This is a genomic window from Mycobacterium marseillense (assembly GCF_010731675.1).
Classification (GTDB): Bacteria; Actinomycetota; Actinomycetes; order Mycobacteriales; family Mycobacteriaceae; genus Mycobacterium; species Mycobacterium marseillense.
In genome coordinates this window covers 1,648,136-1,667,198 of record NZ_AP022584.1, presented here as the reverse complement: position 1 = coordinate 1,667,198, position 19,063 = coordinate 1,648,136, and the positions used below count along the sequence as shown (strand labels likewise).

Annotated in this window: 18 protein-coding genes; 14 read left to right on the top strand and 4 right to left on the bottom strand. The window is 68.1% G+C overall.

The genetic code is table 11. The annotated features are described in order from the left end of the window. Positions 1–13 precede the first annotated feature (13 nt). The 3 genes from G6N26_RS07045 to G6N26_RS07035 all read left to right on the top strand — a co-directional run bounded on the left by G6N26_RS07045 (position 14) and on the right by G6N26_RS07035 (position 2,807). Entirely contained in the window at positions 14–823 is an 810-nt protein-coding gene (locus G6N26_RS07045) for an enoyl-CoA hydratase (RefSeq protein WP_083018278.1), read from the top strand. 27 nt (positions 824–850) lie between these two features. Next, the gene (locus tag G6N26_RS07040; protein WP_067168223.1) at positions 851–2,488 is read left to right on the top strand and encodes an ABC-F family ATP-binding cassette domain-containing protein; all 1,638 of its coding nucleotides are present in this window, start codon (positions 851–853) and stop codon (positions 2,486–2,488) included. Between the two features lie 109 nt (positions 2,489–2,597). After that, positions 2,598–2,807: a helix-turn-helix domain-containing protein gene (locus tag G6N26_RS07035; RefSeq protein WP_263644455.1), complete on the top strand. Its 210-nt coding sequence runs from the start codon at positions 2,598–2,600 to the stop codon at positions 2,805–2,807. A 13-nt stretch (positions 2,808–2,820) separates the two neighbouring features. Here G6N26_RS07035 and G6N26_RS07030 read toward each other — a convergent pair whose 3' ends face one another. Together G6N26_RS07030 and G6N26_RS07025 are read right to left on the bottom strand one after the other, a co-directional pair. Further along, the gene (locus G6N26_RS07030) at positions 2,821–3,435 is read right to left on the bottom strand and encodes a TetR/AcrR family transcriptional regulator (RefSeq protein WP_067168221.1); all 615 of its coding nucleotides are present in this window, start codon (positions 3,433–3,435) and stop codon (positions 2,821–2,823) included. A gap of 21 nt (positions 3,436–3,456) precedes the next feature. Next, positions 3,457–6,279, bottom strand: a complete 2,823-nt coding sequence (locus tag G6N26_RS07025; protein ID WP_139799145.1) for an aconitate hydratase — start codon at positions 6,277–6,279, stop codon at positions 3,457–3,459. 248 nt (positions 6,280–6,527) lie between these two features. On the opposite strand from G6N26_RS07025, the gene G6N26_RS07020 reads away from it, so the two are divergent. From G6N26_RS07020 to G6N26_RS06995, 6 genes are all read left to right on the top strand, one after another. Next, positions 6,528–7,100, top strand: a complete 573-nt coding sequence (locus tag G6N26_RS07020; RefSeq protein ID WP_083018272.1) for an Rv1476 family membrane protein — start codon at positions 6,528–6,530, stop codon at positions 7,098–7,100. Between the two features lie 202 nt (positions 7,101–7,302). Beyond that, on the top strand, positions 7,303–8,727 hold the full coding sequence (ripA, locus tag G6N26_RS07015) for an NlpC/P60 family peptidoglycan endopeptidase RipA (RefSeq protein ID WP_083018270.1): 1,425 nt from the start codon (positions 7,303–7,305) through the stop codon (positions 8,725–8,727). A gap of 10 nt (positions 8,728–8,737) precedes the next feature. Next, positions 8,738–9,472 (top strand): NlpC/P60 family peptidoglycan endopeptidase RipB, encoded by a 735-nt coding sequence (gene ripB, locus G6N26_RS07010; protein WP_083018268.1) that lies wholly within the window; start codon positions 8,738–8,740, stop codon positions 9,470–9,472. Positions 9,473–9,594: 122 nt separating this feature from the next. After that, the gene (gene moxR1, locus G6N26_RS07005) at positions 9,595–10,728 is read left to right on the top strand and encodes a chaperone MoxR1 (RefSeq protein ID WP_083018266.1); all 1,134 of its coding nucleotides are present in this window, start codon (positions 9,595–9,597) and stop codon (positions 10,726–10,728) included. Between the two features lie 38 nt (positions 10,729–10,766). Beyond that, the gene (locus G6N26_RS07000) at positions 10,767–11,678 is read left to right on the top strand and encodes a DUF58 domain-containing protein (RefSeq protein ID WP_082991348.1); all 912 of its coding nucleotides are present in this window, start codon (positions 10,767–10,769) and stop codon (positions 11,676–11,678) included. A 7-nt stretch (positions 11,679–11,685) separates the two neighbouring features. Then, on the top strand, positions 11,686–12,693 hold the full coding sequence (locus G6N26_RS06995) for a VWA domain-containing protein (RefSeq protein WP_083018264.1): 1,008 nt from the start codon (positions 11,686–11,688) through the stop codon (positions 12,691–12,693). A gap of 85 nt (positions 12,694–12,778) precedes the next feature. Here G6N26_RS06995 and G6N26_RS06990 read toward each other — a convergent pair whose 3' ends face one another. Then, a complete protein-coding gene (locus G6N26_RS06990; RefSeq protein ID WP_083018262.1) occupies positions 12,779–13,618 on the bottom strand; it encodes a hypothetical protein in 840 nt (279 codons plus the stop codon). Positions 13,619–13,815: 197 nt separating this feature from the next. Here G6N26_RS06990 and fabG1 point away from each other — a divergent pair, with 197 nt between their 5' ends. The 3 genes from fabG1 to G6N26_RS06975 are packed head-to-tail and all read left to right on the top strand — an operon-like array spanning position 13,816 to position 16,456. Continuing rightward, positions 13,816–14,583 carry a 3-oxoacyl-ACP reductase FabG1 gene (gene fabG1, locus G6N26_RS06985; RefSeq protein WP_083018260.1) on the top strand — a complete coding sequence of 256 codons (768 nt, stop codon included), beginning with the start codon at positions 13,816–13,818 and terminating at the stop codon, positions 14,581–14,583. 34 nt (positions 14,584–14,617) lie between these two features. After that, entirely contained in the window at positions 14,618–15,427 is an 810-nt protein-coding gene (inhA, locus tag G6N26_RS06980) for an NADH-dependent enoyl-ACP reductase InhA (RefSeq protein WP_067172990.1), read from the top strand. Positions 15,428–15,433: 6 nt separating this feature from the next. Beyond that, the gene (locus G6N26_RS06975) at positions 15,434–16,456 is read left to right on the top strand and encodes a ferrochelatase (RefSeq protein ID WP_083018258.1); all 1,023 of its coding nucleotides are present in this window, start codon (positions 15,434–15,436) and stop codon (positions 16,454–16,456) included. Here G6N26_RS06975 and G6N26_RS06970 read toward each other — a convergent pair. Continuing rightward, the gene (locus tag G6N26_RS06970; protein WP_067172996.1) at positions 16,453–17,397 is read right to left on the bottom strand and encodes a hypothetical protein; all 945 of its coding nucleotides are present in this window, start codon (positions 17,395–17,397) and stop codon (positions 16,453–16,455) included. The genes G6N26_RS06975 and G6N26_RS06970 overlap by 4 nt on opposite strands. A gap of 56 nt (positions 17,398–17,453) precedes the next feature. Here G6N26_RS06970 and G6N26_RS06965 point away from each other — a divergent pair, with 56 nt between their 5' ends. Continuing rightward, complete coding sequence (locus G6N26_RS06965) at positions 17,454–17,888, top strand: NfeD family protein (RefSeq protein ID WP_008257952.1); 435 nt, start codon at positions 17,454–17,456, stop codon at positions 17,886–17,888. A 35-nt stretch (positions 17,889–17,923) separates the two neighbouring features. Then, a complete protein-coding gene (locus G6N26_RS06960) occupies positions 17,924–19,054 on the top strand; it encodes an SPFH domain-containing protein (RefSeq protein ID WP_067172999.1) in 1,131 nt (376 codons plus the stop codon). Positions 19,055–19,063 lie beyond the last annotated feature (9 nt).

Below are 19,063 nucleotides of genomic sequence, written 5' to 3'. Positions count from 1 at the left end.
CTAGGTTGCATGGGTGAGTTTGGTACTGGTAGACCACCCGAGGCCCGGCGTCGCGCTGATAACCCTCAACCGGCCCGAGCGGATGAACTCCATGGCCTTCGACGTCATGGTGCCGCTCAAGGAGGCCTTGGAGAAGGTCAGGCACGACAACTCGGTGCGCGTGGTCGTGCTCACCGGCGCCGGCCGGGGCTTTTCCTCGGGCGCTGACCACAAGTCCGCGGGCTCGGTGCCCCACGTCGAGGGGCTGACCCGCCCCACCTACGCGCTGCGCTCCATGGAGATCCTCGACGAGGTCATCCTGGGGTTGCGCCGGCTGCACCAACCGGTGATCGCCGCGGTCAACGGGCCCGCCATCGGCGGGGGCCTGTGTTTGGCGCTGGCCGCCGACATCCGGGTGGCCTCCACCAGCGCGTACTTCCGCGCCGCCGGCATCAACAACGGGCTGACGGCCAGCGAGCTGGGGCTGTCGTATCTGCTGCCGCGGGCGATCGGGTCGTCGCGGGCGTTCGAGATCATGCTGACCGGCCGCGACATCACCGCCGAGGAAGCCGAGCGCATCGGGCTGGTGTCCTGCCAGGTGCCCGACAAGCAGCTGCTGGACACCTGCTACGCGATCGCCGCCAGAATCGCGGCGTTCTCGCGCCCGGGCGTCGAGTTGACCAAGCGCACGCTGTGGAGTGGACTGGACGCCGGTAGCCTGGAAGGGCACATGCAAGCCGAAGGCTTGGGACAGCTTTTCGTCCGCCTGCTCACCGCCAACTTCGAAGAAGCGGTTGCCGCACGCGCAGAACGACGACCAGCGGTATTCACCGACGACAAATAGGCGTCTTTTCAACTCAGGAGAGCGATCGTGATCACGGCCACGGACCTGGAGGTCCGCGCTGGCGCGCGCATCCTGCTCTCACCCGACGGCCCCGACCTGCGGATCCAGCCCGGCGACCGCATCGGCCTGGTCGGCCGCAACGGCGCGGGCAAGACCACCACCCTGCGCATCCTGGCGGGCGAGACCGAGCCGTACGCCGGGTCGATTACCCGGACTGGCGAAATCGGTTATCTGCCACAGGATCCCAAAGAGGGCGACCTCGATGTGCTGGCCCGCGACCGGGTCCTGTCGGCCCGCGGGCTCGACGTGTTGCTCACCGACCTGGAAAAGCAGCAGGCGTTGATGGCCGAGGTCGCCGACGACGACGCCCGCGACCGCGCGATCCGCCGCTACGGGCAGCTCGAGGAGCGTTTCGTGGCCTTGGGCGGGTACGGCGCGGAGAGCGAAGCCAGCCGCATCTGCGCCAGTCTCGGTCTGCCGGAACGGGTGCTGACCCAGCAGCTGCGCACCCTGTCCGGCGGGCAGCGACGCCGGGTGGAACTGGCGCGCATCCTGTTCGCCGCCTCCGAGGGCGGCGCGGGAACGTCGGGCTCGGAGACCACGCTGTTGCTCGACGAGCCCACCAACCACCTGGATGCGGATTCCATCGGCTGGTTGCGGGATTTCCTGCGGGCCCACACCGGCGGGCTGGTGATCATCAGCCACAACGTCGAATTGCTCGCCGACGTCGTCAACCGGGTGTGGTTTTTGGACGCCGTGCGCGGCGAGGCCGACGTCTACAACATGGGCTGGCAGAAGTACCTCGACGCCCGCGCGACCGACGAGCAGCGCCGCCGCCGGGAGCGCGCCAACGCCGAACGCAAGGCCGCCGCGCTGCGGACCCAGGCCGCGAAGCTCGGCGCCAAAGCCACCAAAGCCGTTGCCGCCCAAAACATGTTGCGCCGCGCCGACCGGATGATGGCGGCCCTCGACGAGGAGCGCGTCGCCGACAAGGTGGCCCGCATCAAGTTCCCGACGCCGGCCGCGTGCGGGCGCACGCCGTTGGTCGCCAAGGGGCTGAGCAAGTCCTACGGATCGCTGGAGGTGTTCACCGGCGTCGATCTCGCGATCGACCGCGGCTCGCGGGTGGTGGTGCTGGGACTCAACGGCGCCGGCAAGACCACGCTGCTGAGGCTGCTGGCCGGCACCGAGGTTCCCGACACCGGAGGCCTCGAGCCCGGGCACGGCCTGCGGATCGGCTACTTCGCGCAGGAGCACGACACCCTCGACAACGATGCGAGCGTCTGGGAGAACATCCGGCACGCCGCGCCGGATTCGGGCGAGCAGGACCTGCGCGGCCTGCTGGGCGCGTTCATGTTCAGCGGCCCGCAGCTCGACCAATTCGCGGGCACCCTGTCCGGCGGTGAGAAAACCCGGCTCGCGCTGGCCGGTTTGGTGGCCTCGACCGCCAACGTCTTGTTGCTCGACGAGCCGACGAACAACCTCGACCCCGCGTCGCGCGAGCAGGTGCTCGACGCGCTGCGCAGTTACCAGGGGGCGGTGGTCCTGGTGACGCACGATCCCGGCGCCGCCGAGGCCCTCGACCCGCAACGGGTGGTGTTGCTGCCCGACGGCACCGAGGACTACTGGTCCGACGAATACCGGGATCTCATCGAGCTCGCCTGATTTGACGCTGGTGGCTCGTGGCCGCAGGCGATTTGGCGAAATCCGCCCGCGGCCGACAACGGCTTCTTACTCTAAGTGCTTGCGGTCGTGTCCCGGCGTCGGAGGAGCCATGAGAAGAACAGTGCAAAGGTCGGCCAAGGCGCGCGACCAGTTGTTGGACGAGCTTCGCCACGCCTACGAAGGCGGGGCCAGCATCCGGAGTCTGGTTGCCACGACCGGCAGGTCGTACGGGTCGATCCACAGCCTGCTGCGGGAGTCGGGTACCACGATGCGCAGCCGTGGCGGCCCCAACCGGACCGCGAAGGCCGCGCGGGTATAGCGTCACTGCGGGATCACGTCCCCTTGCTCGCAGTGTCGCCACTCTCGCGTCGAGAACCGCCAAAATCGCTGCGCCGCACCGAGTTTTCCACCAGGTCGAGCACGGAGGACAGGCGCTGCGGATCCTCGCCGGACGCCAACCGGGCCACCAGGCCGTCGAGCACCAACTCCAGATAGCACTGCAGTACATCGCCGGGCACGTCGTCGCGCACCCGGTGCGCCTCGGTCTGCCGGCGCAACCGATCGGTGGTCGCCGCCGCCAGTTCGGCCGATCGCTCCGCCCAGCCGCGGCTGAACGCGGGATCGTTGCGCAGCTTGCGGGCGATCTCCAATCTGGTGGCCAGCCAGTCGAACTGGTCGGGCGCGGCCAGCATGTCCCGCATCACCTGGATCAGTCCGGCGCGGGAGGCGACATCGGCCATCCGCTCGGCGTCCTCGTGGGCGAGGGCGAAAAACAGCGCGTCCTTGTCCCGGAAATGGTGGAAGATTGCGCCGCGCGACATCCCGATCGCCTTCTCCAGCCGGCGCACCGTGGCCTTGTCGTAGCCGAATTCGGCGAAGCAGCGGCGGGCGCCGTCGAGGATCTGGCGGCGGCGGGCCGCCAGATGATCCTCGCTGACCTTGGGCACGACTGGCTGGGCCGGCTCGCGCTAGTCTGACTTCTGGCCCGACTTGAGCATGTTGCGCAGCACGTACTGCAGGATGCCGCCGTTGCGGTAGTAATCGGCTTCGCCGGGGGTGTCGATGCGCACCACCGCGTCGAACTCGACGTCGTTGCCATCCTTACTTGCCTTGACCTTCACCGTCTTCGGCGTCGTGCCGTCGTTGAGCGCCTCGATGCCGGTGATGTCGAAGACCTCGGTGCCGTCCAGCCCCAGATCCTCGGCCGACTTGCCGTCCGGGAACTGCAACGGGATCACACCCATGCCGATCAGGTTGGACCGGTGGATCCGCTCGAAGGACTCGGCGATCACCGCGCGCACACCGAGCAGCCGGGTGCCCTTGGCCGCCCAGTCACGCGACGAGCCCGACCCGTACTCCTTGCCACCCAGCACTACCAGCGGAATGTCTTGTACCGCATAGTTTTGCGCCGCGTCGTAGATGAACGCCTGCGGCGCGTCGTCTTGGGTGAAGTCGCGGGTGTAGCCGCCGGACACGTCGTCGAGCAGCAGGTTGCGCAGCCTGATGTTGGCGAACGTGCCGCGGATCATCACCTCGTGGTTGCCGCGCCGCGAGCCGAAGGAGTTGTAGTCCTTGCGCTCCACGCCGTGCTCGTCGAGGTACTGCGCCGCCGGGGTGCCCGGCTTGATGCTGCTGGCGGGCGAGATGTGGTCGGTGGTCACCGAATCGCCCAGCAGCGCCAGGACACGCGCGCCGGTGATGTCGGCGACCGGCTCGGGCTCGGCGGGCATGCCCTCGAAGTACGGGGGCTTACGCACGTACGTCGAATCCGAGTCCCACTCAAAGGTGTTGCCGCTCGGGGTGGGCAGGTTGCGCCAGCGCTCGTCGCCCTTGAACACGTCGGCGTAGTTCTTGGTGAACATCTCGGAGTTGATCGCCGAGGCGATGGTGTCGGAGACGTCCTGCTGCGACGGCCAGATGTCTTTGAGGAAGACGTCATTGCCTTCCTTGTCCTGGCCCAGGGGCTCCTCGTCGAAGTCGAAGTCCATGGTGCCGGCCAGCGCGTAGGCCACCACCAGCGGCGGCGACGCCAGGTAGTTCATCTTCACGTCCGGGTTGATGCGGCCCTCGAAGTTGCGGTTACCCGAGAGGACCGCGGACACCGAAAGGTCGTTGTCGTTGATGGCCTTCGAGATTTCCTCGGGCAGCGGGCCGGAGTTACCGATGCAGGTGGTGCATCCGTAGCCGACCAGATAGAAGCCGAGCTTCTCCAGATACGGCCACAGGCCGGCCTTGTCGTAGTAGTCGTTGACCACCTGCGAGCCCGGCGCCATGGTGGTCTTGACCCACGGCTTGGACGCCAGCCCCTTCTCGACGGCGTTGCGCGCCAGCAGCGCGGCGCCCAACATCACCTCGGGGTTGGAGGTGTTGGTGCACGACGTGACCGCGGCGATGACGACCGCGCCGTGGTCGAGCACGAACTCGCCGAGCTCGTCGGATTTGACCGTCACCGGGTTGCTCGGGCGCCCGTTGGCGTGCGCGGCGGCCGACTGCGCCTCGGGCACGTCGTCGGCGTGGCCGTTCGTCGGGGATCCCGGGTCACTGGCCGGGAACGTCTCCTCGACCACCTCGTCCAGCTTCGAGTAGCCCTGCTGGCCGTCCTGGTCGCCGACGTAGTTGGGGATCTGCTCCCGGAACGTGGACTTGGCTTCCGACAACACGATTCGGTCCTGCGGGCGCTTGGGCCCGGCGATCGACGGCACGACGTCGGACAGGTCGAGCTCGATGTATTCGGAGTACTCGGGCTCGTGCTTCGGGTCGTGCCACATGCCCTGTTCCTTGGCGTAGGCCTCGACCAGCGCCAGCTGTTCTTCCTTGCGCCCGGTGAAGCGCAGGTAGGAGATGGTCTCCTCGTCGACAGGGAAAATGGCTGCGGTGGAACCGAATTCGGGGCTCATGTTGCCCAAGGTGGCGCGGTTGGCCAGCGGCACCTCGGCCACGCCCTCGCCGTAGAACTCGACGAACTTGCCGACCACTCCGTGCTTGCGCAGCATCTCGGTCACGGTCAGCACCACATCGGTCGCCGTCACGCCGGCCTGGATCTCGCCGGTCAGCTTGAAGCCGACCACGCGGGGGATCAGCATCGACACGGGCTGGCCGAGCATCGCGGCCTCGGCCTCGATACCGCCCACGCCCCAGCCGAGCACGCCGAGGCCGTTGACCATCGTGGTGTGCGAGTCGGTCCCCACGCAGGTGTCGGGGTAGGCCACCCCGTCCCGCTCCATCACGACGCTGGCCAGGTATTCGATATTGACCTGGTGCACGATGCCGGTGCCGGGGGGCACCACCTTGAAGTCCTGGAATGCGCCCTGCCCCCAGCGCAGGAACTGGTAACGCTCGCCGTTGCGCTGGTACTCGATCTCGACGTTGCGCTCGAACGAGTCGGCGGTGCCGAACAGGTCGGCGATCACGGAGTGGTCGATCACCAGATCGGCCGGGGCGAGCGGGTTGACCTTCTCCGCGTCGCCGCCGAGCTCGCCGATCGCCTCGCGCATGGTGGCCAGGTCGACGATGCACGGCACGCCGGTGAAGTCCTGCATCACGACGCGGGCGGGGGTGTACTGGATCTCAATGCTGGGCTCCGCCTTGGGATCCCAGTTCGCGATGGCCTCGATGTGGTCCTTGGTGATGTTGCTGCCGTCCTCGTTGCGCAGCAGGTTCTCGGCCAGCACTTTGAGGCTGTAGGGGAGCTTCTCGGTATTGGGGACGGCGTCGAGGCGATAGATCTGGTAACTCTTGTCGCCGACCTCGAGGGTGTTGCGGGCTCCGAATGAGTTCACAGAATCAGTCACTTCAACTCCCAAGGATTTAGTTCTCCCGGCGACGGGCTGGTGTCGGCGGATCGCTGCCAACTTTAACAGTACGCTTGTCCTGCATTACGACGGCAGTCCTGATTGCAGTCTTATCGCGGCGGCCACCGGTTTAAACCTCCGCGTGCGCCCCAATCTCGTCGGCGCAGAACGCGAGGCGACCGCCGACGGGCGCGCTGCGCCGCCGCGGCGTCGCGTACGGTGCCTCTAGCACTACGCAGGAGGCGCAGATGACCGGGCAAGATTTCATCGGACCGCTGCCGCAAACGGTTCCGGTCCTCCCCACCTACATTCCGGTGGACGTCGACATGACGATGATCAAGACCCAGGTCGCCGCCACCGGAGTCAGCGCGCCGCCGGCGGCCATGCCCGGACTGCTCGAGGTGGTCAACCAGGCGCACGCCGACGGCATCAACCTCAAGATCGTGCTGCTCGACCACAACCCCCCGAACGACACCCCGCTGCGCGACATCTCGACGGTGGTCGGCGCCGATTACCACGACGCCACGGTGCTGACGCTGAGCCCGAGTTACGTCGGCAGCTACAGCACGCAGTTCCCGCGCGTCACCCTCGAGGCCGGCGAGGACATCGCCAAGACGGGCAACCCGGTCGTCTCGGCGCAGCATTTCCTGCACGAGCTCGACACGCCCGAGTTTCCCTGGACCGGCCTGACGATCTTCCTGTTGATCGCGGTCCTCGCCGCGGCCGTGGGCACCCGACTGCTGCAGACGCGCGGCACGCGCCCAGCAACCTCGGAGGACACCGCGACGCCTCAGGATGCCGAGGCCAACACCGGGGCCTGACGCCTCGCCGCAAATTCGGCAAACGGGCCAGGTCACCGTTCGGTCACATTAAACGCACGTAGAGAGTGCGATTTCGGTGGAGCGTTTGCACGCCCACCCATGTGACGTACGGTGCAAATGATGCTGGTGTTGTCTTTGGCGCCTTACGAGAATGCTGTGGCCGGCGCCACCCGTCGCGTCGAGCCGTAGGAGACCTAGTCGAATGAGACGCACACGCTGGGGGTCTTCCGCGCGACCGGCCGCAAGACTCGTGCGGCCCGTCGTGCCATCGGTGTTGAGCCTGGCCCTCTTGGTGTGCACCCCGGGACTGGCGCAGGGCGACCCCGGCGCCGACAGTCTGGCCGCGCTGATCGCGAACGTCGCCAAGGCCAACCAGCGCCTGCAGAACCTGAGTGCGGAAATTCAGACCGAGCAGGAAAGCGTCAACAAGGCCCTCGTCGACGTCGAGACCGCCCGGGACAACGTGGCCACCGCCCAACACGACCTGGAGACCAGCCAACAGGCGGTCAAGGACGCCAACGCCGCGATCGCCGGGGCCCAGCAGCGCTTCAACACCTTCGCCGCCGCCGCCTATATGAACGGACCGTCGAGCAGCTACCTGACGGCCAGCAGCCCCGACGACATCATCGCCACCGAGGCCGCCGCCAAGAACCTGACCGCCAGTTCGCAGACCGTGATGGCCAAGCTGCAGCAGGCCCGCACCGAGCAGCTGAACAAGGAATCGGCCGCGCGGCTGGCCAAGCAGAACGCCGACAAGGCCGCCGCCGGCGCCAAGTCCAGCCAGGACGCCGCCGTGGCGGCGCTGATCAATTCCCGGCAGAAGTTCGACGAGCAGCGCGAGGACATGATGCGGCTGGCCGCCGAGCGGAACCAGGCGCAGGCCAAGCTCGAGGCCGCCAAGCGCGAGGCCGCCGCCCGGCAAGGGTCCGCGGGGTCGGGCGATCGGTGGGAGACGGGAGCGCCCGGCGGCGCGGCACCGTCGGCCGGACGCCAGTGGGACGGCGCCTGGGACCCCACGCTGCCGATGATCCCGAGCGCCAACATCCCCGGCGACCCGATCGCGGTGATCAACCAGGTGCTGGGCATCTCGGCCACCTCGACACAGGTCACCGCCGGTCTCGGCCGCAACTTCCTGCAACAGATGGGCATCCTCAAGCCCGACGACACCGGCATCACCAACGCGTCGCCGGGCGGGGTCGGGGGGCGCATTCCTCGCGTCTACGGGCGGCAGGCCTCCGAATACGTGATCCGGCGCGGCATGTCGCAGATCGGCGTGCCCTACTCCTGGGGCGGCGGGAACGCGGCCGGCCCGAGTAAGGGCATCGACTCCGGGGCGGGCATCACCGGCTTCGACTGTTCGGGTCTGGTCCTGTACTCGTTCGCCGGGGTGGGCATCAAGCTGCCGCACTACTCGGGTTCGCAGTACAACCTGGGCCGCAAGATCCCGTCCTCGCAGATGCGCCGCGGCGACGTCATCTTCTACGGCCCGGGCGGCAGCCAGCACGTGACGATCTACCTCGGTAACGGCCAGATGCTCGAGGCTCCCGACATCGGGTTGAAGGTCCGCGTCGCCCCGGTGCGCACCAGTGGCATGACGCCCTACGTGGTCCGTTACATCGAGTACTGAACGAGGAGCCATGCGCCACAAGCGGTTTCGTCTCACCACCTTCGCCTGGATCACCACTGTGGTGACCGGGCTGATGCTTTCGGTGGCCGCCCCGGCTCCGGTGGCCGTCGCCGATCCCGGCGGGTGGGACCCCACCCTGCCGGCCCAGATCAGCGCCGGCGCCCCGGGCGACCCGCTCGCCGTCGCCAACGCCTCGCTGCAGGCCACCGCCCAGGCCACCCAGACCACCTTCAACCTGGGCAAGCAGTTCCTCGGCGGGCTCGGGATCAACATCGGCGGCGATCCCGCTCCCACCGCGGCGACCCCCACCAACCCCGGCGGCAAGATCCCGCGGGTCTACGGCCGCCAGGCCATCGAGTACGTCATCAAGCGGATGGGGTCGCAAATGGGCGTGCCCTACTCGTGGGGCGGCGGCTCGCTGGACGGCCCCAGCAAGGGCGTCGGAGACGGCGCCAACATCACCGGCTTCGACTGCTCGGGGTTGATGCGCTACGGCTTCGCCGGGGTCGGCGTGCTGATCCCGCGGTTTTCCGGTGACCAATACAACGCCGGGCGCCACATCCCGCCGGATCAGGCCAGGCGCGGCGACCTGATCTTCTACGGGCCGAACGGCGGTCAACACGTCACCATGTACCTGGGCAACGGCCAGATGCTGGAGGCCTCCGGCAGCGCCGGAAAGGTTACGGTCAGCCCGGTGCGCAAGCCCGGTATGACGCCGTTCCTGACCAGGATCATCGAGTACTGATCCCGGGGTCCGGCGACCCATCGGCCGGGCGAGCGTCGACGGAGACCGGCGGGCCTGGAATAGTTGGACGAGGGCACGTCGCTGCCCGGCAGTCGTGTCCGATTGAGCGTGGAGGGTTCTTGATGACAGCAGCAGGTGGGCCGCCGCCAGGCGCCAGTGGTTACTCGGGCCCGGGCGGGCAATCAGGTTCGCCGGCTCACGAAGCGCCGACGGGCGGGGGCAACGGACTGGCCGCCGAGGTCCAGACCTTGGAGCGCGCCATCTTTGAGGTCAAGCGCATCATCGTCGGCCAGGACCAGCTCGTCGAGCGGATGCTCGTCGGCCTCCTGTCCAGGGGCCACGTGCTGCTCGAGGGTGTGCCGGGCGTCGCCAAGACGCTGGCCGTCGAGACGTTCGCGCGGGTCGTCGGCGGGACATTCGCCCGCATCCAGTTCACTCCCGACCTGGTGCCCACCGACATCATCGGTACGCGCATCTACCGGCAGGGCAAGGAGGAGTTCGACACCGAACTCGGCCCCGTGGTGGTCAACTTCCTGCTCGCCGACGAGATCAACCGCGCGCCCGCCAAGGTGCAGTCGGCGCTGCTGGAGGTCATGCAGGAACGCCACGTGTCGATCGGCGGCAAGACGTTCCCGCTGCCCAACCCGTTCCTGGTGATGGCCACCCAGAACCCGATCGAGCACGAGGGCGTGTACCCGCTGCCCGAGGCGCAGCGCGACCGCTTCCTGTTCAAGATCAACGTCGGCTACCCGTCGCCGGAAGAGGAGCGCGAGATCATCTACCGGATGGGCGTGCGCCCGCCTGAGCCCAAGCAGATCCTCAACACCGGCGACCTGTTGCGGCTGCAGGACATCGCGGCCAACGTCTTCGTGCACCACGCGCTGGTGGACTACGTGGTGCGCGTGGTGACCGCCACCCGTCATCCCGAACAGCTCGGCATGAACGACGTCAAGACCTGGATCTCCTTCGGTGCGTCGCCGCGCGCCTCGCTGGGCATCATCGCCGCGTCCCGATCGCTGGCGCTGGTCCGCGGCCGCGACTACGTGATTCCGCAAGACGTCGTGGACGTCATTCCCGACGTCCTGCGGCACCGGCTGGTGCTCACCTACGACGCGCTGGCCGACGAGATCTCGCCGGAGATCGTCATCAACCGGGTGCTGCAGACGGTTGCCCTGCCTCAGGTGAATGCCGTTCCGCAGCAAGGGCATTCGGTTCCTCCGGTGATGCAACCCGCCGGCGCGGCCAGCGGTCGGTGACCGAGCCCACCAGGCCGTCGGCTGTGCATCCCCCGTCGATGCAGCGGGGGCAGATCGACGACCCCAAGCTGTCGGCGGCGCTGCGCACCCTCGAGCTCACCGTCAAACGCAAGCTCGACGGTGTGCTGCACGGCGATCACCTCGGTCTGATCCCGGGGCCGGGCTCGGAGCCGGGGGAGTCGCGCGAGTACCAGCCCGGCGACGACGTCCGCCGGATGGACTGGGCCGTCACCGCGCGCACCACGCATCCCCACGTCCGGCAGATGATCGCCGACCGCGAGCTGGAAACCTGGTTGGTGGTGGACATGTCGGCCAGCCTGGACTTCGGCACTACCGTGTGCGAGAAGCGGGACCTGGCGGTGGCGGCCGCGGCCGCGATCACCTTCCTCAACAGCGGGGGCGGCAACCGGCTCGGCGCGATCGTCTCCACCGGCGCGAACATCACCCGGGTGCCCGCCCGCTCCGGGCGCCAGCATGAACAGACGCTGTTGCGCACCATCGCCACCACGCCCCGCGCGCCGGTCGGGGTGCGCGGCGATCTGGCGACGGCGATCGACGCCCTGCGCCGCCCGGAACGCCGGCGCGGCATGGCGGTGATCATCAGCGATTTCCTGGGTCCGATCAACTGGATGCGCCCGTTGCGGGCGGTCGCCGCCCGGCACGAGGTGCTGGCCATCGAGGTGCTCGACCCCCGCGACGTCGAACTGCCCGACATCGGCGACGTGGTGCTGCAGGACGCCGAGTCCGGGGTCACCCGCGAGTTCACCATCGACGCGCAGTTGCGCGACGACTTCGCCAAGGCCGCCGCGGCGCACCGCGCCGACGTCGCGCGCACCATCCGCAGCTGCGGGGCCCCGATCCTGACGCTGCGCACCGACCGCGACTGGATCGCCGACATCGTGCGGTTCGTGGAATCGCGCCGGCGCGGGGCATTGGCGGGGCGGCAGTGACTCGGATATGAGCCTGCCGCTGCTCGGCCCGATGTCGTTGTCGGGCTTCGAACATTCGTGGTTCTTCCTGTTCTTCTTGGTTGTCTTCGGGCTGGCCGCGCTCTACATCCTGATGCAGTTGGCGCGGCAGCGGCGCATGCTGCGGTTCGCCAACATGGAACTGCTGGAAAGCGTTGCGCCCAAACGGCCGTCGACTTGGCGGCACGTGCCGGCGATCCTGCTCGTCGCGTCGCTGGTGCTGTTCACCGTCGCGATGGCGGGCCCGACGAACGACGTCCGCATCCCCCGCAACCGCGCGGTGGTGATGCTGGTGATCGACGTGTCGCAGTCGATGCGCGCCACCGACGTTTCGCCAAACCGGATGGCGGCCGCCCAGGAGGCGGCCAAGCAGTTCGCCGACGAGCTGACCCCGGGCATCAACCTTGGGCTGATCGCCTACGCGGGGACCGCGACGGTGTTGGTGTCGCCGACGACCAACCGGGACTCGACGAAGAGGGCGCTGGACAAGCTGCAGTTCGCCGACCGCACGGCCACCGGGGAGGGCATCTTCACCGCACTGCAGGCCATCGCGACGGTCGGGGCGGTGATCGGCGGCGGCGACAAACCGCCCCCGGCGCGCATCGTGTTGTTCTCCGACGGCAAGGAGACGATGCCGACCAACCCGGACAACCCGAAGGGCGCCTTCACCGCCGCGCGCACCGCCAAGGACCAGGGCGTGCCGATCTCGACGATCTCGTTCGGCACCCCCTACGGCTTCGTCGAGATCAACGACCAGCGCCAGCCGGTGCCGGTCGACGACGAGACGCTCAAGAAGGTGGCGCAGCTCTCGGGCGGGAACGCCTACAACGCGGCGTCTTTGCAGGAGCTGAAGGCCGTTTACGCGACCCTGCAGCAGCAGATCGGCTACGAGACGATCAAGGGCGACGCGAGCGTGGGCTGGGTGCGGCTCGGCGCGCTGGTCTTGGCGTTGGCGGCGCTGGCGGCGTTGCTCATCAACCGCCGCCTGCCGACTTAGGCTCGTTCGCGGGCCTCCAGCCGGCGCCGTCAACCCGGCGCCCGTAACGCCACGGCGGAAATCCGCTCGATTCTTCGCCCTGGCGTTACAAGCGGCGGGCTCGGGCGTCGCGCACCCGGCGAATGATGTCGGAGGGATGGTGCTCGGCGATGACGCGGACGACGATCCACCCGTAACGTTCGAGCATCTCGAACCGGCCGATGTCCTTGGCGTATTGCGTGCGAAGAGACCGATGATGGTCGCCGTCGTACTCGACGGCCACCTTGATGTCCTCCCAGCCCATGTCCAAATACGCTTCGGCCCAACCCCATTCGTTGCGTACGGCGATCTGTGTCTGCGGCCGCGGGAAGCCGGCATCTATCAACAACAGACGCAGCCACGTCTCCTTCGGGGACTGCGCCCCGCCGTCGACCAGTTCGAGAACCGCCTTGGCGGCCCTCATGCCGTGACGGCCGCGGTAGCGGTCCGTGAGCATCTCGACGTCGGCCATCTTCAGCTCGGTCGCTTGCACCAGCGCATCGATCGCGGCGACGGCGATGGCTCTGGGATGACGGCGTGCCAAGTCAAGCGCGGTGCGCGCCGGCGCGGTGATGCGCATCTGATCGACGACGGTGATCTCGTCTGGTTCGATGCGTTCCTCCCAGACGTGCACGCCCGAGGCCGGACGTCGATTGGTATCGATGATCTCGGCGGGTCGAGACGGGTCGATCCACCGAGCGCCGTGCACGGCGGAGGCGGAAAAGCCCGCCAGGATGCCCCGTCGGCGCGATCGCAGCCAGCACGCCTTGGCCCGCAGCAGCGCCGTCAGTTCGGCATCCCTCGGCAGGTACACATCGCGATGCAGGGCGACGTAACGGCTTCGCAGCTCATGCCGCGACATCAGTCGCGCGGCCAGGGCTTCGCTGCCCAGGAACGGGTCGGTCATGACGAGAGTGTGCTGAGTCACACCGACACCGGACCGCGGACGTAACGCCACGGCGGAATTCCGCGCGATTCTCCGCCCTGGCGTTACGTCCGGTGGGAAAAGGGGGGAGGTGGGAAAAGGGGGGAGGTGGGAAAAGGGGGGAGGTGGGAAAAGGGGGAGGTTTCGGCCAACGTGAGCCGAAGCGATAGGTTGACGGGGTGACTGACACGGCCACCGACAACACCACCGAAAGTGCTGCCGACTACGGCAGACCCGCATTCGTAGCCCGTTCGGTCCTGGTTACCGGAGGAAACCGGGGGATCGGTCTGGCGATCGCCCAGCGGCTGGCCGCCGACGGCCACAAGGTGGCCGTCACGCACCGCGGATCCGGGGCGCCCGAGGGGCTGTTCGGCGTCGAGTGCGACGTCACCGACAACGACGCCATCGATCGCGCCTTCAAAGCGGTCGAGGAGCACCAGGGCCCGGTCGAGGTGTTGGTGTCCAACGCCGGCATCTCCAAGGACGCCTTCCTCATCCGGATGACCGAGGAGCGGTTCGAGGAGGTCATCAACGCCAACCTCACCGGGGCGTTCCGGGTGACCCAGCGAGCCGCGCGCAGCATGCAGAAAAAGCGGTTCGGCCGAATCATCTACATCGGCTCGGTCTCCGGCAGCTGGGGCATCGGCAACCAGTCCAACTACGCGGCCGCCAAAGCCGGCCTGATCGGCATGGCCCGCTCGATCTCCCGCGAGCTGTCCAAGGCCGGGGTGACCGCGAATGTGGTGGCGCCGGGCTACATCGACACCGAGATGACTCGCGCGCTGGACGAGCGGATCCAGGCGGGCGCACTGGAATTCATCCCGGCCAAGCGCGTGGGCACCGCCGCCGAGGTCGCCGGGGTGGTCAGCTTCCTGGCGTCCGAGGACGCCAGCTACATCGCCGGTGCGGTCATCCCGGTGGACGGCGGCATGGGTATGGGCCACTGAGTTCAACGACGACACAACGACTTTAAGGACGGACATGGCAGGACTGCTCGACGGCAAACGGATCCTGATCTCGGGGATCATCACCGACTCGTCGATTGCGTTTCACATCGCCAAGGCGGCCCAGGAGGCCGGGGCGCAGTTGGTGCTGACCGGTTTTGACCGGTTGCGCCTGATTCAGCGCATCGCCGACCGGCTGCCCGAGAAGGCGCCGCTGATCGAGCTCGACGTGCAGAACGAGGAGCACCTGAATTCGCTCGCCGATCGGGTGACGGCCGAAATCGGCGACGGCAACAAGCTCGACGGCGTGGTGCACTCGATCGGTTTCATGCCGCAGACGGGAATGGGCGTCAACCCGTTCTTCGACGCGCCGTACGAGGACGTCTCCAAAGGCATTCACATCTCGGCGTATTCGTACGCCTCGCTGGCCAAGGCGGCGCTGCCGATCATGAACCCCGGCGGTTCCATCGTGGGCATGGACTTCGACCCGAGCCGCGCGATGCCGGCCTACAACTGGATGACGGTCGCCAAGAGCGCGCTGGAATCGGTCAACCGGTTCGTGGCGCGTGAGGCGGGCAAGTTCGGGGTTCGCTCCAATCTCGTTGCTGCGGGCCCGATCCGGACGCTGGCAATGAGCGCGATCGTCGGCGGCGCGCTCGGCGAGGAGGCCGGCGCCCAGATGCAGCTGCTCGAGGAAGGCTGGGACCAGCGCGCGCCGATCGGCTGGAACATGAAGGACCCCACACCGGTCGCCAAGACGGTGTGCGCGCTGCTGTCGGACTGGCTGCCGGCGACGACGGGGACCATCATTTTCGCCGACGGTGGCGCAAGCACCCAATTGCTTTAAAGCCTAATGGAATTCGACGCCGTCCTGCTGCTGTCCTTCGGTGGGCCGGAAGGTCCCGAGCAGGTTCGGCCGTTCTTGGAGAACGTCACCCGGGGCCGCAACGTGCCACCGGAACGCCTCGACGATGTCGCCGAGCACTACCTGCATTTCGGTGGGGTGTCACCGATCAACAGGATCAACCTGGCGCTGGTCGACCAGTTGCGCGCCGAGCTGGCCGACCGCGGCCTGGACATCCCGGTCTATTTCGGCAACCGCAACTGGGAGCCCTACGTCGAAGGCACCGTCGCGACCATGCGCGACAACGGGATTCGCCGGGCAGCGGTGTTCACCACGTCGGCGTGGAGCGGCTATTCCAGCTGCACCCAGTACGTCGAGGACATTGCCCGGGCGCGCCGGGCCGCCGGGTCGGACGCGCCCGAATTGGTCAAGCTGCGGCCATATTTCGACCATCCGCTTTTCGTCGAGATGTTCGCCGGGGCAATCGCCGACGCGACCGAAAAGGTTGCGGGCGCGCGTCTGGTGTTCACCGCGCATTCGATCCCGGTCGCGGCCGACGAGCGGCTGGGCCCGCGGCTCTACAGCCGCCAAGTCGCCTACGCCGCAAGCCTTGTGGCGGCCGCCGCCGGATACGCCGACTACGATCTGGTGTGGCAGTCGCGGTCGGGGCCGCCCCAGGTTCCGTGGCTTCAGCCCGACGTCGCCGACCACCTGGCAACCCTGGCGGAGGCGGGCACGACGGCCGTCGTCGTCTGCCCGATCGGGTTTGTGGCCGACCACATCGAGGTGGTATGGGACCTCGACCATGAGTTGGCGTTGCAGGCCGAGGCGGCGGGGATCACCATGGTGCGGGCGTCAACGCCCAACGCCCACCCCCGTTTTGCGCAACTGGCCGTCGATTTGATCGACGAATTGCGTTACGGCCGGGCGCCGGAACGGGTGAGCGCTCCCGACCCGGTACCCGGGTGCCTCGCCAGCGTCGACGGCGTGCCGTGCGGGCCGCCGCACTGCGCGGCCCGCTATCAGGACTAGTCGGCCCAGGCCGAATGCAGGATCGCGGTCACGGCGGCCATCCGTGCCGAACGCACCACCGCGGTCAGCGGCCGCAGCGCGTCGCTGGCGATGCGGGCCTCCGACGACGACTGCGTGCCGACCGGTTCGAGGCCGGCCGCGATGGGCGCGGCGAAACGGTCCGGTGAGTCGGACCGGCTCAGCCCCGCGCTGACCGCGATGATGGCGTCGACGTGCGCGGCGTTCTCCAGCACCCGCAACGCGCGCGACGGCGCGTGGTCCGGAATGCGGTGTTGCCGTGCGGATTCCAGCAACTGCTCGACCAGTCCCCGTGGATCGTCGACGTCGGCCGCGGCCGATCCCAGCCCGATGGCGCCGAGCGCGTCGGCGGCCGAGCGCACGGCGGACCGCAGCGTGTATTCGGCGTCGCCCAGCTCGTAGTGGTCGAGTATCGGCGCGCCGGGCAGCGAGTACACCGTCCACGTCAGCGCGCACAGTTCGGCCAGGCCCGTCTCGTAGTCGTCGGGCGTGTCGTCGTCATCTTGATAGGAGAATTCGGGGACGAGGCCGACGGCGGTTGCGGGGCTGTGGGGGTTGGTGATGATGATCGCCTCGCCGGCGGCCAGCGCGTCCCGCTCGAACTGTGTTCCCGGCGCCAGCCCGCGCACATCTCCGGGTACCGGCAAAACCACGTTGATGGTCCCGCGCATCAGCGGAGGCGCCCCCGAGGCCACCGTCGGGCGGCCCACCGCGGCGCGCAGCGTCTGCAGCAGCGTGACCGTGCCGGCGTCGTTCACGTCGGGCCACGGCAGCCCGGTATGGCCCGCCGCGACAGCATCATACGCGGTCACCGATTGCTTTGGCGCCCAAACAGATAACGCGTCCAGGACGTCGTCGGGCGCGGCCTTTCCCGCGAGCCAGGCATTGGCCCACAGGGACAGCGAAACACTGGGACACCACACGAGACGCAGTGTAGTTGTTTTGCCCCGCAAAGGCCGATCACGCGTATCCTTGCCGCATGCACGCCGCGCTGCTTTGGCTAATATTCGCGCTGGTGCTGGCCGGTGCGGAGGCCCTCACCGGTCATATGTTTTTGGTGATGCTCGGTGGGGGCGCGCTGGCCGCGGCGCTCACCAGTTGGTTGCTGGATTCTCCGGTGTGGGTGGACGGCGCGGTGTTTTTGGTCGTCTCGGTGCTGCTGTTGGTAGTGGTGCGTCCGCCGCTGCGGCGACGGCTGACGCCGAACGTGCCGCGCTTGGGAATCGAGGCGCTGGAGGGCAAAACCGCGCTGGTGCTCGAGCGTGTCGCCCGGGACAACGGTCAGGTGAAGCTCGACGGCCAGGTGTGGACGGCGCGTCCGCTCGACGAGAACGACGTCTACGAACCCGGCGAGCCCGTCACCGTGATGCAGATCGACGGCGCCACCGCAGTGGTCTTCAAGGCCGGTCTGTAGGGCCGCGAGAACGGCTGCGAAAGAAAGGAACTCCGATGCAAGGTGCGGTTGCTGGTCTGGTGCTGCTGGCGGTGCTGGTGATTTTTGCCATCGTCGTGGTGGCCAAGTCGGTGGCGCTGATACCGCAGGCCGAGGCCGCGGTGATCGAGCGGCTGGGCCGCTACAGCCGCACGGTCAGCGGGCAACTGACACTGCTGGTGCCGTTCATCGACCGCATCCGGGCGCGGGTGGATCTGCGGGAGCGGGTGGTGTCGTTCCCGCCGCAGCCGGTGATCACCGAGGACAACCTGACCCTCAACATCGACACCGTCGTCTACTTCCAGGTCACCGTTCCCCAGGCGGCCGTCTACGAGATCAGCAACTACATCGTCGGCGTCGAGCAGCTCACCACCACCACGCTGCGTAACGTGGTCGGCGGCATGACGCTGGAGCAGACGCTGACGTCGCGCGACCAGATCAACGGGCAGCTGCGCGGCGTGCTCGACGAAGCCACCAACCGCTGGGGCTTGCGGGTCGCCCGGGTCGAGTTGCGCAGCATCGACCCGCCGCCGTCGATCCAGGCGTCGATGGAAAAGCAGATGAAGGCCGACCGCGAGAAGCGGGCGATGATCCTGACCGCCGAAGGTATGCGTGAGGCGGCGATCAAGGAGGCCGAGGGCCAAAAGCAGGCACAGATCCTGGCCGCCGAGGGCGCCAAGCAGGCGGCGATCCTGGGCGCCGAGGCCGATCGGCAGTCCCGGATGCTGCGCGCCCAGGGTGAACGGGCCGCCGCCTACCTGCAGGCGCAGGGGCAGGCCAAGGCCATCGAGAAGACCTTCGCGGCGATCAAGGCGGGCCGGCCCACCCCGGAGATGCTGGCCTACCAGTACCTGCAGACGCTGCCGGAGATGGCCCGCGGCGACGCCAACAAGGTGTGGGTGGTGCCCAGCGACTTCAGCGCGGCGTTGCAGGGATTCACCAAACTCCTGGGCACCCCGGACCAGGACGGGGTGTTCCGCTTCCAGCCCTCACCCGTCGAGGACGCGCCCAAGCACAGCGCCGACGACGACGCCGACGTCGCGGACTGGTTCTCCACCGAGACCGACCCCGCGATCGCTCAGGCGGTGGCCAAGGCGGAGGCGATCGCCCGTCAGCCGGCGGAGGGCCCTGGCGAGCTGACTCAATAGGATTGCCGT

Excerpts from the sequence above, each read along its gene's own strand:
- G6N26_RS07035 (WP_263644455.1), top strand. The coding sequence starts at position 2,598 with ATGAGAAGAACAGTGCAAAGGTCGGCCAAGGCGCGCGACCAGTTGTTG.
- G6N26_RS07020 (WP_083018272.1), top strand. The coding sequence starts at position 6,528 with ATGACCGGGCAAGATTTCATCGGACCGCTGCCGCAAACGGTTCCGGTC.
- ripA (WP_083018270.1), top strand. The coding sequence starts at position 7,303 with ATGAGACGCACACGCTGGGGGTCTTCCGCGCGACCGGCCGCAAGACTC.
- ripB (WP_083018268.1), top strand. The coding sequence starts at position 8,738 with ATGCGCCACAAGCGGTTTCGTCTCACCACCTTCGCCTGGATCACCACT.
- moxR1 (WP_083018266.1), top strand. The coding sequence starts at position 9,595 with ATGACAGCAGCAGGTGGGCCGCCGCCAGGCGCCAGTGGTTACTCGGGC.
- G6N26_RS07000 (WP_082991348.1), top strand. The coding sequence starts at position 10,767 with ATGCAGCGGGGGCAGATCGACGACCCCAAGCTGTCGGCGGCGCTGCGC.
- G6N26_RS06995 (WP_083018264.1), top strand. The coding sequence starts at position 11,686 with ATGAGCCTGCCGCTGCTCGGCCCGATGTCGTTGTCGGGCTTCGAACAT.
- G6N26_RS06990 (WP_083018262.1), bottom strand. The coding sequence starts at position 13,618 with ATGACCGACCCGTTCCTGGGCAGCGAAGCCCTGGCCGCGCGACTGATG.
- inhA (WP_067172990.1), top strand. The coding sequence starts at position 14,618 with ATGGCAGGACTGCTCGACGGCAAACGGATCCTGATCTCGGGGATCATC.
- G6N26_RS06975 (WP_083018258.1), top strand. The coding sequence starts at position 15,434 with ATGGAATTCGACGCCGTCCTGCTGCTGTCCTTCGGTGGGCCGGAAGGT.
- G6N26_RS06965 (WP_008257952.1), top strand. The coding sequence starts at position 17,454 with ATGCACGCCGCGCTGCTTTGGCTAATATTCGCGCTGGTGCTGGCCGGT.
- G6N26_RS06960 (WP_067172999.1), top strand. The coding sequence starts at position 17,924 with ATGCAAGGTGCGGTTGCTGGTCTGGTGCTGCTGGCGGTGCTGGTGATT.